At 71.4% G+C, this 16,290-nt stretch carries 6 protein-coding genes and 4 pseudogenes; 3 read left to right on the forward strand and 7 right to left on the reverse strand.

All coding sequences use genetic code 11. The features are described from left to right. Positions 1 to 71: 71 nt before the first annotated feature. A complete protein-coding gene (locus ACSLTV_RS24935; protein ID WP_435612947.1) occupies positions 72 to 1,487 on the reverse strand; it encodes an RtcB family protein in 1,416 nt (471 codons plus the stop codon). 6 nt (positions 1,488 to 1,493) lie between these two features. Further along, positions 1,494 to 1,817: pseudogene (locus tag ACSLTV_RS24940) on the reverse strand (DNA polymerase/3'-5' exonuclease PolX); the annotation flags it as partial. A 113-nt stretch (positions 1,818 to 1,930) separates the two neighbouring features. On the opposite strand from ACSLTV_RS24940, the gene ACSLTV_RS24945 reads away from it, so the two are divergent. Then, positions 1,931 to 2,224, forward strand: coding sequence for a hypothetical protein (locus ACSLTV_RS24945; protein ID WP_432136711.1), 294 nt, complete (start codon positions 1,931 to 1,933; stop codon positions 2,222 to 2,224). Positions 2,225 to 2,234: 10 nt separating this feature from the next. Here the strand turns inward: ACSLTV_RS24945 and ACSLTV_RS24950 are convergent, their stop codons facing one another. After that, positions 2,235 to 3,596, reverse strand: a complete 1,362-nt coding sequence (locus ACSLTV_RS24950) for a jacalin-like lectin (protein ID WP_435612924.1) — start codon at positions 3,594 to 3,596, stop codon at positions 2,235 to 2,237. A gap of 237 nt (positions 3,597 to 3,833) precedes the next feature. Between ACSLTV_RS24950 and ACSLTV_RS24955 the strand changes: the two genes are divergently transcribed. Then, complete coding sequence (locus ACSLTV_RS24955; protein WP_435612925.1) at positions 3,834 to 4,364, forward strand: hypothetical protein; 531 nt, start codon at positions 3,834 to 3,836, stop codon at positions 4,362 to 4,364. Positions 4,365 to 4,738: 374 nt separating this feature from the next. Here ACSLTV_RS24955 and ACSLTV_RS24960 read toward each other — a convergent pair. Together ACSLTV_RS24960 and ACSLTV_RS24965 are read right to left on the reverse strand one after the other, a co-directional pair. Next, positions 4,739 to 5,990, reverse strand: a pseudogene (locus tag ACSLTV_RS24960) (MFS transporter). 434 nt (positions 5,991 to 6,424) lie between these two features. Further along, complete coding sequence (locus ACSLTV_RS24965; RefSeq protein ID WP_435612926.1) at positions 6,425 to 6,988, reverse strand: hemerythrin domain-containing protein; 564 nt, start codon at positions 6,986 to 6,988, stop codon at positions 6,425 to 6,427. 327 nt (positions 6,989 to 7,315) lie between these two features. Here ACSLTV_RS24965 and ACSLTV_RS24970 point away from each other — a divergent pair. Beyond that, positions 7,316 to 7,663: pseudogene (locus ACSLTV_RS24970) on the forward strand (transposase); the annotation flags it as partial. A gap of 5 nt (positions 7,664 to 7,668) precedes the next feature. Here the strand turns inward: ACSLTV_RS24970 and ACSLTV_RS24975 are convergent. Both ACSLTV_RS24975 and ACSLTV_RS24980 read right to left on the reverse strand, forming a co-directional pair. Beyond that, a pseudogene (locus ACSLTV_RS24975) lies at positions 7,669 to 7,788 on the reverse strand (transposase); the annotation flags it as partial. A gap of 334 nt (positions 7,789 to 8,122) precedes the next feature. Then, a complete protein-coding gene (locus ACSLTV_RS24980; RefSeq protein WP_435612927.1) occupies positions 8,123 to 16,270 on the reverse strand; it encodes a SpvB/TcaC N-terminal domain-containing protein in 8,148 nt (2,715 codons plus the stop codon). Positions 16,271 to 16,290 lie beyond the last annotated feature (20 nt).

The following is a 16,290-nucleotide window of genomic DNA, read 5'->3' on the forward strand; positions in this document are numbered from 1 at the left end:
CCGCCCGCTGCCGCGCGGCGGGCCGACCGCGCAGCGGGACCCGCGGCCCGGGGCGGAAGGGCCTTCGGAGGTCAGCCCTTGACGACTCCCAGCGGCACGAGCCGCGCCACCGTCCGGCACAGCCCCGCGCCCTCACTCGCGCTGACCACCGCGTCGACGTCCTTGTACGCCTCCGGGGTCTCCTCGGCCAGGCCCCGCCAGGAGCGGGCGGCCACCGCGATGCCGGAGCGCGCCAGCCGGGCCCGCAGCTCCTCGCCGGTGACCGAGCGGGCGGCCTCGTGGCGGCTCATCGTGCGGCCCGCCCCATGGCAGGTGGAGGCGAACGCGTGCCCGCCCGTCACCCCCGCCAGCACGTACGAGGCGGTGCCCATGGTGCCGGGGATCAACACCGGCTGGCCCGCCGCCCGCAGGTCCTCGGGCAGCTCCGGATGGCCGGGCGGGAACGCCCGGGTGGCACCCTTGCGGTGCACGCACAGGCGGCGCGGCACACCGTCCACGGTGTGCGTCTCCAGCTTGGCGAGGTTGTGCGAGACGTCGTACACCAGGGACAGCCGGATGCCCGCGACCCGGCGGAACACCGCGCGCGCCGCGTCGGACAGCACCTGGCGGTTGGCGCGGCCGTAGTTGGCGGCCGCGGCCATCGCCCCCAGATAGCGCCGCCCCTCGGGCGAGTCGACGGGCGCGCAGGCCAGCTGCCGGTCCGGTACCGAGATGCCGTAGCGGGTCATGGCGCGGTCCATCATCCGGACGTGGTCGGTGCAGATCTGGTGGCCGAGCCCGCGCGAACCACAGTGGATCATCACGCACACCTGGCCCTCCGCGAGACCGAAGGCGTCCGCCGCGGCCCGGTCGTACACCTCGGCCACCCGTTGCAGCTCCAGGAAGTGGTTCCCGGACCCCAGACTGCCGACCTGGCCCAGGCCGCGGTCGCGGGCCCGCTGGTGCACCTGTCCCACATCGGCGTCGGCCACCGCCCCGCCGTCCTCGCAGCGCACCAGGTCACGCTCCTCCCCGCGGCCCTGCTCCACCGCGTACCGGGAACCGTCCTCCAGGAGCAGCTCCAGCTGCCCCGGCCCGGTCAGCGGCCACACCCCGCCGGGGCCCGCGCCACGCGGAACGGCCCGGTCCAGGCCGGCCATCACCCCCGGCAGGGCCCGCCGGAACCCGCCGGTGTCGCAGTCGGCGGCCAGCAGCCGCACCCCGCACGAGATGTCGAAGCCGACCCCGCCGGGGGAGACCACCCCGCCGTCGTCCACGGCGGTCGCCGCCACGCCGCCGATGGGGAAGCCATAGCCCCAGTGGATGTCCGGCATGGCGTACGAGGCGCCCACGATGCCGGGCAGGGTGGCCACGTTCACCACCTGCCCCAGGGAATGCTCCGCGTCGCGCAGCAGGTCCGCGGAGGCGAACACCACGCCCGGCACCCGCATCGCGCCGCGCCGTTCGATCCGGAAGCGGTACGGCCGTTCCTCGACCAGGTCCCTCATCGCCGCCCCTTGTTGCAGAAACCGCCGCAGCCGGGTCTCCGGCCACGCGTCGACCACGTCGGCCCGGGTGAGCCGGCCGCGCTGGGCGGTGCCCACGCCGTACCGCGTGTCGGCCAGGTGGAGCGTGGCGTGGGCGTCGCTGTCGACGGCGAACCGCACTCCGCGGCGCCGAGCCCGCACCATGTACTCGTCACGCAGGTCCAGCCGGTCCGGGTGGGCGTTGATCTCCAGCGCGGTGCCCCTGCGCGCGCACGCGGCGGACACCTCGTCGAGGTCGGCGTCGATGCCCGGCCGCCTGTCGATGATCCGTGCGGTGGGATGTCCGATGACGTAGGCGAAAGCGCGGCCACCCCGTCGTTGGACCGAGCCACACCCTCAGAGTACGACCGGACGGGGAGGGGTACCCGGCCGGTCGCGGACCGCTAGTTCAGGAGATGACTCGGATGCTGATCCTCGGACTGCTCATAGTGCTGGGCACGGGCGCCTTCGTCGGTCTGGCGATCGCCGGCAACCTCTCCGGCGGGCCGGACTACACGGTGTCCGTCCTCGGCAACGACATCGCGACCATGAACGGTCTCGCCCTGTTCTGCTCGGGGCTGGCCCTCGCGCTGATCTTCTGCCTCGGGCTGGTCCTGATGACCGGCACCGCGGCCCGCCGCCACCGCCGCCACCGGGGCACCGGTTTCCGTCGGCACCGCATGTTCGGCGGCAAGGCGGGGCCGGAGGCCAGGGCCTGAGCCGCCGGGCTCAGCGCTCGGTGTAGATGAAGCCGATCTTGTCGATCTCGTCGCCGGCGCGCCCGTGGAACCCGGCGATCTGCCGGCCCGCGGGCGCGGTGCGGGTGACGCAGTCGGAGGTCGTCGTGCCGCCGACCAGGACGCGGCCGAGGCTGGTGGTGAACCGGACGGAGAAGATGCGTGTGCGGCCGTCCTTCCGGCCTCGGCAGACCTGTGCGGTCGTCAGGTACTCGTCCGGGCCGAGGGTGAGGGAGTCGGCGGTGCCGCCGGTGCCGCCGTGGGTCAGCGTGCTGCCGTCGGAGAGGGTGACGCCCAGCGCGTCGACCCGGGAACCGGCGCGCAGCGTGACGGTGGTGGTGCGGGCACCGGCGGGCACCCGGCCGATGTCGGTGAAGTGGTCTCCGTGCGGGCCGCCGAACGGATCGCTGAGCTGGAAGGCGGGGTTGCGGGCCCAGGCGAAGCCGACGGCGAGCGGGTCGTGGTCGGAGAGCATCAGCCCGCCGTCGGTGAGAAAGGCGGCGTGCTCGTTGGCGTACGAGGTGGCCGTCAGCGAGACCAGTTCGCTGCCCCGGTAGAGGATCTTGTCGACCACCTCGCAGGTGTCGGGCACGGTCGGACCGGTCTGGTCGCAGAGCAGCGGGTCGCTGCCCTTGGCGGGCGGGGTGCCGCCGCGGACCAGCTGGACCCAGGCGTCGGTGAGACCGTTGGCGGCGGCGAACTCGGCGATCGTGTCGCCCGCGCGCGTGTAGCGGGTGTTGGTGTCGCCCATGACCACGACGGCGTTGCCCGCCGACTGGGCCCGGATGAACTCGGTGAGCTGGCCGAGGTTGTCGGCGCGCGCCTTGAGGTCGTCGGCGTTGCTCCCGGCGTTGGTGTGGACGTTGTAGAAGTCCACGTAGACGCCCTCGGCGAGGCGTTCGCGCAGGAAAGTGAACCCCTTGGGGGTGAGGCAGTCCCCGGAGCCGAAGGTGCAGGTCCGCCACCGCACCCGCTCGAAGTCGTCCCCGTCGTAAGGCAGCCGGGACAGCGTGTTGAGGCCGCTGCCGATGCCGGCACCGCCGCTGGTGGGGGTGCGGTAGGGGTGCGTGGTGTCGGTGGCGTACAGGCGCGCGTGGTAGTTGAAGTCCTCCTGTACGTGGACGATGTCGTACGGCGCGACGCGTCGGCCGATCTCCTCGGTGGCGGGCTCCCGCGGGGTCGGGGCGCTGGAGATGGCCTCGGGCAGGCCCGCGACGTTGTAGCTGAGCACGCTGAAGGTGCCGGAGCCGGCGGAGACGTCGGCGGGGGCGGCGGCGGACGCAGTGGGGGCGGCGGCGGTGAGTCCGCCCAGCGTGGCGGCTGCGGCCGCCAGACAGGCGATGAGTCTGCGCATGCGGTTCTCCTGTGGAGTTGGTGCGGGCATGTCAGAAGTTACCGTCGGTCACAGTGGTGTGGTAAGGGCTTTCGGTCATTCGGGGTCATGAGTTGGCCGGCCGTACACCGGCCGTTCGATGTGGCCGAGGCCACCCCGTTCCCGTGGTCACGGCCATGTCCGCCGGGCCCGGGGCGGGCTACCGTTTCCCGGAACACCCGTTCATCTGTTCACCGCAAGATTTCGGACGGCCCGGCAGTGCTCGCAGATCTCTCCCCGCTCATCGCGGCGACCGCCCAGTGGCTCATGCGCGCCTACCCGCCCTGCGGGGGCGCGATGGCGGCCGCCCTGTGCGAGGTCCAGGCGCGCCAGGCCGTGACCGTCGCCGCCTGGCTGCGCTACCCCACCCCGACCGACGCCGCCCTGGTCGGCATGGCCGGCCCCGGCGGCTCGGCGCGGCTGGACTGGATCTCCGGCGGTGACCAGGGGAGCGCGGACCCGGACGCGGACGAGGCCGCCTGGCGGACCTGGGTGGACGAGGTCGTCGCCAGCTGGGCCGCCTGTCTCCTGGCCGACCCCGCGCTCGCCCGGGAGGCCGTCCTCGCGGTCGGCGACAGCAGCCACACACCGGGGATACCGGTCGAGTTCCGCCGCCTGGTCGACCCCGACGAGCGCGACCGCCAGGCCGCGGCCCTCCTGCGCCACCCCGACCTCGTCGCCCCCGTCTGCGACCTCCACCGGTCCCAGCTGAGCGACCGGCTCGCACCGGGGCAGACGCTCATCGCCTGACGGGGGCGCGCATTGCCCCGCCGAGGCGGGGCACGCCGACGCAAGGGTGCGCCGACGCGGGGCGCCTGACCGCGGGGCTTCCTGCTGGCCGGAGCGCCCTGATTCGGGGCGGCGGGTTCGGCTGGTTCGGCTTGCCTTCGGCCCTTCCCGACCGTTGTGTCGCCGGGTCGGACCGCCCCCCGTCGCCGCCCCGCGCGCGGCTGCCGTTCCCGGGCCCGTCCGCCCGCGGCCTCGCGCCCTGCCGTACTGCCCGCACCGACCGGCCCGGTCCCGTCTGCGCCGGCCGGTGCGGGCTGCGCACCACGTCGACTCAGGAGGGGGCCGGCCTGCCGGGCTCGGCCGCGGGGGCCCGCACCCGGCAGGCCGGCGGCGGCTCAGGCCACCACGCGCAAGGTGTCCCGGGAGGCGAGGTCACCGTCCAGGTGGGGGAAGGGCACCGGGGCGCGGAGGCGGCGGGTGCGTACGGTCAGGCCGGTGGCGATCGTGCCCGCGACGATCAGGCCGCCGGCCACCAGAGCCCCGCGTGCGCCGGCCAGCTCCACCAGCAGACCCAGCGCCGGCGGACCGCCCAGGCGCCAGACGGTGCCGATGCCGTTCCACACGCCCAGCACCCGGCCCCGCAGACGAGCGGGCGGGTCGGTCTGCAGCACGGCGGTCCCCGCGGTGTCGGAGACCGACTCCACGACGGCCATCGGCAGCACCAGCACCATCAGTACCGCGAGGGAGGGCGACAGCCCCGCGGCACCTGCAGCAGCCCGCCCACCGCCGCCAGGACACCGACCAGCCGCACCGAGGGCCGGCGCAGACGGGCGCCGAGCAGCGCGCCCACGATGCCGCCGACCGCGAGCACCGTGGAGACCGTCCCGAAGGACCCGGCACCGCGGCCAGCGGGCCGGTGACCAGCACGGCCAGGGTCAGCCCGTAGTTGCGCCCGAAGACGGCGCTCACGCCGGTGACGGCGGCGAGCGCGACCAGTCGCGGGCGCCGGGCGAAGAACGCCAGCCCCTCGCGCAGGGACATGTCCTGGCCGTCGGTCCCCCGGTCCTCCCGGGGGACCGACGGACGGGCGAGCTCCGCGCCCGGCGCCGGCCGCAGGAACGGGATGACCGCCGCCACGAACAGGAACGACAGCCCGTTGGCCGTGTACGCGGACGCCGTCCCGAGGAAACCGACCGTCACGCCCGCCAGTGCGGCGCCGACCAGCCGGCCCGCGTTGTGCACCAGCGCGCCGACGCCGATGGCGGAGGGCACGTCCTCCACCGGGACCAGGTCGTTGCCGAGCAGCGCGCACGCCGGACCGTCGACCGTGGCGATCACACCGGTCACGGCGGCCAGCACCAGCAGGGACGTCATGTCCAGCCGGTCCAGCGCGACCAGTACGGCGGTGGCGAAGGCGACGGCGCCCAGCAGGGCCTGGCTGACGCCCGCGGTCAGCTTCCGCGGCCAGCGGTCCACGGCGGCGCCGCCCAGCAGGCTCATGAAGAGTGCCGGCGCGGCCTGCACGGAGACCGACAGGCCGGTCGCCGCGGCCGAGCCGGTGATCTGGAGCACCAGCAGGTTCTGCACCGTGAGCTGCATCCAGGTACCGGCATTCGACACGAAGTTCGCGACGGACCACCAGCGCATGCTGCGGTGACGCAGGGACCGCCACGGTGAACGGGAGCCCTTCGCGGGGTTGAGCCCGGCCGCGGGCAGTGGCCCGGAGGGAACGGAGTCGGAGGCCGGGTCGCCGGAGTCGGCGGCGGCGGGAACAGGGTGAGAGGCAGAAGGCACGGCGCGGTCCCCGACGCCCGTACGAGGGCGCCGTAGCTGGGGAGCGGGGAAGACGGAAACCCCGAGTCATGTCCACCCGGGCGTGCCACCTGCCCGCCCGTGCCCCAAATTCCCCTGGCCACAACCGTTTTGGCGGCCGAGTGCGGTCCCTCACAGCGCCGGGCGTCAGAGCAGGGCGGCCGGGCACGCCACAGGGCCCGCCGCCGACGGGATGCTGTGGGGCAGTTCGCACCAGCATCCGCGACGGCGACGGGCCCCGTGTGGTGCCCGGACGGACGGCTGAGCCGTCAGGCCTTCTTGCCGCGCCCCGAGAGAGCGTCGCGCATCCGGTCCACCAGCCCGGCCCCCGGCGCCATCATCTTGTTGGCGGGCGGGGTGTCCGGAGCCGACGGATGCGGCCGGGTCGGAGCCATCTTCTTCGCCTTGCGCACCTTGTCACCCAGCGTGTCGAGCGCATCGGGGGAACAGGCCGCCTGCAGTTTCGGGAAGAGGTTCTCCTCCTCGTCGACCACATGGGAGCGGATCTCGGTCATCAGCATCCCGATGAGCCGGTCGAACTCGGGGTCCCCCGCGTCGCAGCCCTCCAGATCCTTCATGATCTGCTCGGCCCTGGAGTGGTCCTCGATCTCCCTGTCGGCGATGGCGTCCCCGTCCGCCACATGCTCCCGCACGGCCGGGTACAGGTACTCCTCCTCCGCCACGGAATGCCGCACCAGCTCCATCGTGGCCTGGTCGGCCGCCACCTTTCGGTTCTTGTCACCGGTCGGCAGCGCCTCGATGCGGCCGAAGATCTCCTCGACCTCCCGGTGATCGGTCACCAGTTCGTCGATGACGTTCCCGCCATGTCCCATGTCCTTCACCTCCAGACTGGCAGCGCCGGCCCGGACGGGCCCGCCGGCACACGGGTAACCCGTGCGCCGCCCGCCACACACCGTGCACCGCTCACCGCGCCGCCACCCCTCCCGCATCGGGCTGCCGTGGCTCACGGGGCGCGGGGTACGCGGCCCCATTATGTTCTTCGCGGTCCTGCAGAAGGACCGCTGGCCTCCGGGCCCGGCATGACCGTTGCCCCCTGTCGAGGGCGTGACCTAGGGGGTGGTGTCGCCGGGCCCGAGGGGTGCCGTCGGAGACGCTGAGAGCACACACCACGGCCACGGGCTGACTCCGGCCGGACGCTCCCCAAGGCCCCGCGCATGGCGGCCCGGGTCATGGACGACGTCTTCGACGCGCTCGACGAACAGACCGTCGTCGTTCCCGGCATCGGCACCCTCGACGTGGTCATCCCGTCCCTGGTCCGCTCGCTCGCCGCCGTCCACGAACAACGCCGGGCCCTGGAAGCCCAGTTCGACGAGTTGCTGGAGGCCCACCCTCTTTCCCAGGTCCTGACGTCACTGCCCGGCGTCGGCGTCAGGACCGCCGCAGTCCTGCCGGTCACCGTCGGCGACGGCACCAGCTTCCCCACCGCCGCCCACCTCGCCTCCTACGTCGGCCTTGCCTCCGCCACCAAGCAGTCGGGCACCTCGATCCGGGAGGGATCGAGTCGCATCCGGATCAGAGTGATCGTGTGCATGGCCCGGTTGAGCTGCCGGTCGCCGCTGCGGTTGAGACGGTGCCGGTTGGTCAGCCCGGACGATGCAGGGATCAGCGAAACCGGCGAAGGAGGCGGAGGCGGCTTCTGGGCGGAATCATCCCTGGTGAGACCAGCTGACCAGGATCTGGGCGGCGGTGACGGTCCGACTCCGAGTAAGCCGAGGAACTCGAGAGCGTGTTGCCGCACCAGGGTGAGGATCTCGTTCTCACGTTCTCGGCCCTGGCCTGCAGATCCTGGATGCGCTGGGCCGTGGACCGCATGGCTTGCACCGTCATCCGGTGCTCGATGCCCTGGGCCGGGCGGTCGGCGGAACTGAGACCGTACAGACCCCGACGTCACCTTCGTGCCCCACGCACCTCGATGATCCCGGGGGAATTGCAGAGCGGATCGAGGCTCACCTGCGCTGGTTGCCTTGCAGGGGAGAGCTGAGCATACGAGAATGATTGTTCATGTAAGTGGCCCAGTCAACGCCTACGAATTTAACGCTGTAGGAGACCGACGCCTGTGGAAACGTACTCTTGAGCCAGGATTGACACCCTGCGTAGGTGCACGGTTCGAATTCGGAGTAAATTTCGAAGACGTCCTCGGCCCTTACGTCAGGATACTGCTGCCGCGCCTGGTTCCATGCCATTTTTTCGGCATGCACACGAGTTTCCGGGTCGCTGAACGCGGCCACGAATTTCACACTGCGGCCTGGCCCGGAACCGACCCAGAATCGGAAGACGGCAACGTTCCTCTCAGTGTGTTTACGCTCCGGATCATTCTTAAGTCGAAAAATGTATGCAAGGCGACTTCCTGCCGTGGTGCGGTATTGCACCTGTCCTGGGGGTGCGACCGAAGGAGCAGGCATCTCCGCCGCAGCAGCAGGGGCTGAGGCGGCAGCAGTCTCGGACGCAGAGGTGATTCCCCGACGCTTTGTGGCCGGTTCCGCGGTCGTCTCTCCCAAGGGCTCTCCAACCGGCGGTCCCTCGAACCGTGGCCTTTTCTTGCTGCCGTTGAGGCCGTTGGGGTCGGTGAGCAGGACGGGGTTGTTGCCGGCGTAGGAGTAGAGGGACAGGTTGGACGGTTCGTAGACACCGTTGTCGGGGGTGCCGTCGGGGTATGTGGCGATAGCGGGGTCGGGGTTTTGCCAGACCTGGGTTCTCGGGTCGTAGTAGCGGGCGCCGTAGTAGTAGAGGCCGGTTTCGGGGTCGAGTTCCTTGCCGGTGTACTGGTAGGGGATCGGCTGGGCGGGGTGTTCGCTGACCCAGGTTTCGCCGCCGGGGAGGTACTGGAGGTGTTCGGCCAGGCGGCCGCGGCTGTCGGTGACGAATCCGGTGGAGCCGAGGCGGTCGGCGTGGGTGTAGTACTGCCGGTCCTCGACGCGGTGTTCAGGTTCTACCGTCTTGGTGAGGAGCCGATTGTCGCCGATGTAGATGTTCTTGACGGACTGGTTGCCGTCGGTGGCGTAGTACTGGTTGGGGTAGATGTGGAACTGGGCCGCGTCCTTGATGACGCGGTTGCCCTGGTCGTCGTAGTGGTAGCGGGCTGCGTTGGGGGTGCCGCCGGCGTTGTCGCATGACTGGGGGGTCTGCGGCAGCGTGTGGCTTGGGACGTTTTCGTGGGTGCAGGCGAGGCGGTTGTTCTCGTCCCAGATGAGTTGCCGGCGGGGGCCGGGTTGCTGGTCACGGCTGGTCTGGTTGCCGTTGGCGTCGTAGATGAAGGTCTGGTCGCCGATGGTGGCGGGGGCGTGGGGGTGGGTTTTGTCGTAGGTATAGGGGTGGTGGTAGGTGAGTTTCTTGTCTGTGGTGGTGGTGCCGTAGAGCAGGAGTCGGTGGTCCTGGGCTTTGCTGGTGATGTTGCCTGTGGTGTCGTAGCGCAGGTCGAGCCGGTAGGTGTCGGTGTGCGGGGTGCGGGGCTGGTAGGAGCCTTCGGCGTGGGTGAGGCGGTCGAGGTCGTCGTACTGGTAGGTCTCGATGCTGGGGCCGCCCACCTGGGTGCCGACGTCGGGGTCGGTGGGCGGGGTGGTGTCGTTGCGGAGGGAAGTGATGTTGCCGGTCGGGTCGTAGCGGTAGGTGAGGTTCTGGAACTGGTAGCCCTGGGCGAGGCGGGCGGTGAGGTGGGTCAGGCGCCGGTTGGCCGGGTGGTAGGCGTAGGTGGTGCGGGTGCCGTTGCCGGTGTCGAGCAGGACGGGCTGCTCGAACTTGTCGTAGTCCAGGCGGGTCAGGTAGCGGTAGGTGTGCTCGGCTTTGGTGCCGGTGGCCCGGTCGGTGTGGCCGCCGCTGTCGTAGTCGTACGCGACGGTTTCGCCGTCGGGGTAGGTGAGGGCGAGCAGCCGGTTCCAGGTGTCGTAGCGGTAGCGGGTGGTGAAGGCGCGGGTCTTGTGGGCCTGGGTGGTGACGGTGCGGGTTTCCTCGGTGACCTCGCCGAGGGGCCCGTAGGCGCGGGGGAGGGTGCCGGCGCCGTCGGTCTGGGCGGTGACGCGGCCGGCTGCGTTGTGGGGGGCGCCGGGCGGGCCGTAGGTGTAGTGGACGTCGTTGGCGTGGAAGCGCGGGTAGCGGATGTCGGTCAGGCGGTTGTGGTCGTAGTCGTAGTCGATCGCCTGTCCGGCGGCGGCGAGGTTGGCGGTGACCGTGCGGACGGGGTTGCCGGCGAGGTCGTATGCGGTGGTGGTGGGGCCGGTGTCGGGGTTGTCCAGGGTGGTGCGGCGGCCGAGGCGGTCGTAGGCGGCGGTGGTGGTGTTGCCGTGGTCGTCGGTGACGGTGGTGAGCTGGCCGAGGGGGTCGTGGGTGTAGCTGGTCCAGATGACCGGCTGGCCGCCGGTGGGGTTGAAGTCCTCGACTGCGGTAGTGCGTTGGCGGACGTCGGTGTAGGCCCGGCGTGGGTGGCCGTTGGCGTCGGTGGCGGTGGTCTGGAATTGGGTGTGGCCGGCGCGGTCGGGGCCGAAGGCGTAGGCGGTTTCGGTGTGGGTGGTGTCCGGCAGGTCGGTGCGGGTGACCCGGTCGAGGACGTCGTAGGTGAAGGTGGTGGGGGTGACGGTGTCGCGGGTGTCGTTGAAGGTGGTGTTGGCCGGGGACTTGGGTTCGGTGACCGGGTGGTACTGGTGGGTGGGGCGGCCGAGGAAGTCGTAGTCGACGTGGCCCGAGACGGTCATCGCGTCGGCCGGGGGCGTGTCCGGGCCGGTGTGCAGGGCGATGTCCTTCTTGGTCTGGACGGGGCGGCCCAGGCCGTCGGTGAAGGTGATGGTGTCGATGGTGTCGTCGCGGACGGTGTCGTCGGCCTGGCGGTCGATGTTGTGGGTTGCGGCGTAGGGAACGGGCGCGTCGGGGTGGTAGTCGAAGGCGATGGTGACGTGGCCGGTGCCGGTTTCGTAGGGGCCGGTGACGGTGGCGGGGCGGCCGGCGGCGTCGTAGGTGGTGCGGGTGGTCTGGCCGTTGGCGTCGGTGACGGTGTCGGGCAGGCCGAACTTCAGGTCGGTGGTGGCCTCGGAGCGCAGGCCGAAGCTGTCGGTGACGGTGGCGATGTGGGTGTGGACGTCCGGGTCGTAGGTGTAGTCGAGCCGGTAGCGCTGGCCGTGGTGGTTGGGCGGGGCGGTGACGGTGCGCAGGTTGCCGTCGGGGAAGTAGGCGAGGTCGGTGACCGCGTCGGCCCCTTCGGTGAGTTCGGCCCGGATCTGGGTGATGTCGCCGTTGGCACAGTCCACCGTCGCCGACCGCCGGCGCATCAGCGTGTCGTCGCCGCGGACGTCGATCGCTGTCGGGATGCCGGTGATATGCGTCGCCCGGCAGGCGGGGTCGTCCGCCGAGTAGCGCATGCGGGTGTCGACGTCGTCGGCGGAGCCGATGTCGCCGGCGTCGAACATCCGGATGGGGTTGCCCAGTTCGTCATACTTCGTGGTGGTGTAGGTGGCCTTGGCCGGGGTGAGGCGGCCTTCGTGGAAGCGGTTGTCGGTGCGTACCGGCTGCGGGAAGATCGTCGCGGTGGTGTCGGCGGGGTCGGCGTCGGTGCCGGGTGCGTCGATGTCGCGTAGTTCGTAGGTGTATTGGGTTTCCAGGTAGGGGCGGTCGTCGGCGTCGACGGTGCGTTCGCGTACCGGCAGGCCTCGGGTGTAGTGGCCGTCGGTGCGGTATTCGCGGATGACGCTGCGGTAGACCGCGTCGTGGTCGCCGGGGTTGGGGTGCTGCTCGACGATGCGCCCGTATCCGTCGAACTCGCGCTCCAGGCGGTCGAAGACGCCGTCGTGGTAGATGTAGGTGGTCAGTTGCACGTCCTGGCCGTCGCCGGGGTGTCCGTCGTCGACGGCCACGCGGGACAGGTTCCAGCGCGAGTGCGGCTGGCGGTAGGTGTTGCCGTCCCGGGTGTAGCCGAAGTCGAGGCGTCCGCCCAGCGGGCGGTGGACGCTGTGCAGCAGGTTGGTGCGGCCGGTGGTGTTCAGACGGGCGGTGAGCTGGTCGTCGCTGGTGGACTCCAGCTGGTCGACGTTGCCGTCGCCGTCGATGTCGGCGAGCATCTGCCGGGTGCGGCCGACGCCGGTGGAGGCGTTCGCGCCCGGGTTGATGATGACGCACAGCCCCGGCAGGGGGCAGATGGGGATGGTGGCGTAGGCGCCGCCGCCGAGCTGGGCGTTCTGGTCGCGGTTGATCCGCGGCAGACTGCCGTGGAACGGTACCGGAGCCTGGAATCCGTTGCCGGTGTTGACCGCGACCTTCAGGGGCGCGTCGTCATCGCCTGCGAAGAGGCGGTCGGGCAGGCCGTCGCCGGTGACGTCCTGGAGGGTGGCGGCGGCCGAGGCGCTGTTCTGCGCGTAGGAGGCGCCGCCGGCGAAGCCGTAGAAGTCCGTCTGAAAGCCGATGTTGGCGCCCCAGCTGGTGCCCTCGCCGGCGTTGAGAGCGGCCGGGTTGCGCCACAGTTCCCTGGCGCCGAACCGGTAGCCGAGGTTGAGGGCGACGTTGCCGTCGCGGTAAACCTGGTCGGGCAGGCCGTCGCCGTTGACGTCGAGCAGATCGTAGCTGGCGTCGGAGGTGCTGCCGCCGAGGTCGCCGCCCACACCCAGCGGGGGCAGCTCGTTGCCGGACTCGGCGGTGTTGGCAGTCCGGCGGCCGGTCGGCGCGGCATCGCCGCGGCCCGTGCTCAGGGTACGCGCGGCGCTGCCGGCGCTGACGTTGCCGGTGACGTTCCAGTTGGTGCGTGCCGCGGGCTCGGGCAGGGACCCTCGCGTGCTGCCCAGGCCTCCGCCGGGGTCGGAGAACTGGATGCCGAAGGGCGAGACGACGTCGGGGAACTGATCGCCGTTCATGTCCTGGAAGTCGATCAGACCGGCACTGCCGCCGGTGGCGACGCTCCCGCCGAGGGAACCGCCCCCGCCGACGGAACCGGTCAGCGACAGCTGGTTGCTGTAGGCGAGCCGGGGCACCGCCGTCCCCGCGGTCCACCGGCTGGGGTCGGGCACGCTGACCGAGCCCGCGCCCAGGCGGGAACTGCTCGCGCCACCGGGCGAGACCCACGAGTCCTCGCCGCTGCCCCACCGCCGGTGCCGCGGGTCGGGGGCGAAGGGGATGACCTTCGGCGGATCGACGCGCGGGTCCGCCTGGAAGGCGTCCTTCTCCGCCTGCGGGTCGACGGACCGGGGGAGCTGGTCACGATAGGAGTCGTCGATGACCAGGTCGCCCTGTTCGATCGGCCTGCCCGCACGGTTCTCGTTGCCGTTGTAGCCGACCGCCGCCCAACCCCGGTACCGCTGGGGGAACGCGCCCTCCTCCAGCGCGCTGTGCAAGGCGCTGACAACGGGAACCGTGACGGCGTCCTCCCCGCTGCCGGTGGTGACCGTCACCGACGGGCGGGCCAGCTTGTAGGACAACTGTGTGCTGGGTGTGCTGAAGTCGAAGAAGAGGTCGTCTCCCGCCCGTGCCTGCACGCTGAACGGCTCCGGCACCGGCTCCTGGAGTTCCCCGCCGCGCACCGTGAAGAACCGCTTGGCGATCAGCTCCCCGCGGCGTTTGACCGTGAACGCGATCCGCGCGTCCGGCGCGCCGGGGAGCAAGGTGAGATCGGGGGACACGGTCACCGGCCCGTCGGCGGCGACGTGATGGAAACCCTGAGGCGCGGTGAGCCCGTCCTCGGGATACATGTCCGCGGCATACGGCGGATCGATGGTGACCAGCGGGTCGCCGTCTTCGTCGGTGAGCCGGTCGACGCCCTGGGCGCTGGTGTAGACGGCGCGCGGCTTCCAGGAGATCCGGCCGAGGTCGACGGGGGAGTCGGTGGCGATCCGCCACTGGAGGGTCTGTCCCTTCTCGACGTTGATGTCGAGATCGACGGGCGCCGTGCCCGCGGCCGTCCCGGTCAGGGTGCGCTCCAGCACCGGGCTGCCGTCACGCGTGATCACGACGGTGACGTCGTCGCTGGTGGCGCCGCTCTTGGTGACGTCGCCGCTCAGACGCAGGACCCCGGTGAAGGGGGCCTTCACCTTCGAGGCGCGCCCGCCCAGGACGAAGTCGTGGGATGCCTGGTAGCGGTGGACCGGCAGTCCGTTGACGTCATTGCGGTCGGGCACGTCGAGATAGCTGACGACCGGGTCCCAGGTGACCTCGTCCAGCGCGCCGTCGGAGACGGACTGGACCCGGAAGTACAGGCGGTCCCCGCGGGTGACGGTGATCCGGCCGACTCCCGTGGGGGTGTGCTCGCCGTCGTCCCGGGCTTCGATGCGGTCGGCCCACAGTTCGGTGTCCTCGTGCTGGATCGCGACACGTACTCCGTCGGCGTCCTGTGAGCGGGCGCGGGCGTCGGCGGTCTCGGGGGCGAGCCGGACCGCACCGTCGATGCTGATCGTGCCGGAGAACGGGGCCACCCAGCGGCGGACGGTGTCCAGCAGCGCGTTGGAGTGCGTCAGCCGCTCCCGCTGCTCGGCGAAGTCGGGGAATCCGCTCGTGTCCACGGCCCCGTCGCCGACCGGGACGGGGGTGTCCTCGCTGCGCACGCCGTACACGGGTGTCCCGTCCGTGCCGATCCGGCCGAACAGCACGCTCGATCCGTCGACCAGATCGGGAATCTGGTCGCCGTTGACGTCACTGAAGTACCGGTCGGTCACGGTGAACGTGTTGACGTCATCGAGCTGCGCGGCGACCGCGCCCGGGTAGCCTTCGACACCGACGGTGAACGACGCCGTGTGCTGCCGCATGAAGCCCGGCAGGTCCAGCTTCCTGGCCTCGTCGGCGAAGGCCGCCCGGCCGCCGGGACCGGACAGGTTCTTGCGGTACTTGACCGTGTTCCCGTCCCGGAACACCTTGTCCGGCAGCCCGTCGGCGTCGACGTCCACCAGCGCCAGCAGACCGTTGTCCTGGGCGTAGCCGAAGCCCAGCTTCTCGCCGACGGAACCGGACTTGGTGGGCTCGGCGCCGATACCGACGTACAGGTGGCCGCCACCGCCGTCGCTGGTACTGGCACCGAGGGCGCTGACCCGGCCGACGTGGTCCGGAGGCCGATCGAGGCCGCCCTGGCGCAGGTTGTCCGACGGCGATGTCCACGGCACCTGCCTGAACGCCCGGTAGTCGCCCTGCGCGTCACGGATGTCGTCGTAGTAGTCCAGGCGGTGCCGGCCGACCAGGGCGAGTTCGGCGTCGTACTGGTCGATCGAGCGCAGCAGCGTCTTGTCGAACGCGCCGGTGGTGTACGTGAACTCGTACCGGCGGATCAGCTCGTCGTCGAGCCGCACGTCGACACGGCGCAGCCGGTCGGCGGTGACGCGTTTGAAACCGCCCCGCGCGTCGATGGCCCTGTCGGCCCGCAACGGCTCCCCCAGCTGCCGGTCCCGGGTGAAGGTGACCGAGTAGCGGCCGTCGCTGCCGCCACTGTCGGTATAGGTGATCTTCTGCAGGTACAGGTTGCTGCCCGGCTCGCTGCCCCCCTCGACGCCGGGGTCCTCGACGCGGGCGTAGTTGTAGCGCATCACGTTCCCGTGCGCGTCGCGGACCTCCTTCAGCGCCCACTCGAAGACGTTGCCGGAGCCGTCGGTGAGGGTGGCATCCGCGTGCGGGCCCTGGCTGCCTGTCGGCGCACCGTACAACCAGTGCGTCCCGGACTTGTCCGTGACCTCCCACCAATAGCTCGCGGGGCCGCTGTTCCCGTGGCGGACGATCCGGGCGAAGGACCCCTCGGTGCGGGCATGGAAGACCTTGTCTCTCTCCGACGTCCGCGGTTGCGGCGGACCGCGGTGCGCCAGAGGCGTCAACTGCTCCCCGTCGAGCAGGTACGTCTCCGTCTCCCGGCTTGCGTCGTAGCGCGGGACACCCCACCGGGTCTCCACCGTGATCGCCGGGGCGGCCAGGTCCCACCCCACGCCCATCCAGCCGTCACCGCCGCCAGAGTTGTAGCCGACGCTCAGCGCAGGCTGCAGACCCTGCCGGCCCGGCGGCACCTCGATTGGGTACGAAAGCCTGTTCTCCCCCTGGTTGTCGGCCTCGGGAGGGGCGATGAGGCCGATGCCGACGCCCGGATCGGCGGCCGCGATTTTCTGCATCTCATCGGCGCCGAAAGAGGCGACCGCCGGATGCTCGGGAACCGTCACCGCCTCATCCGCCCCGCCCT

The organism is Streptomyces sp. bgisy159, from assembly GCF_965341775.1.
GTDB lineage: Bacteria > Actinomycetota > Actinomycetes > Streptomycetales > Streptomycetaceae > Streptomyces.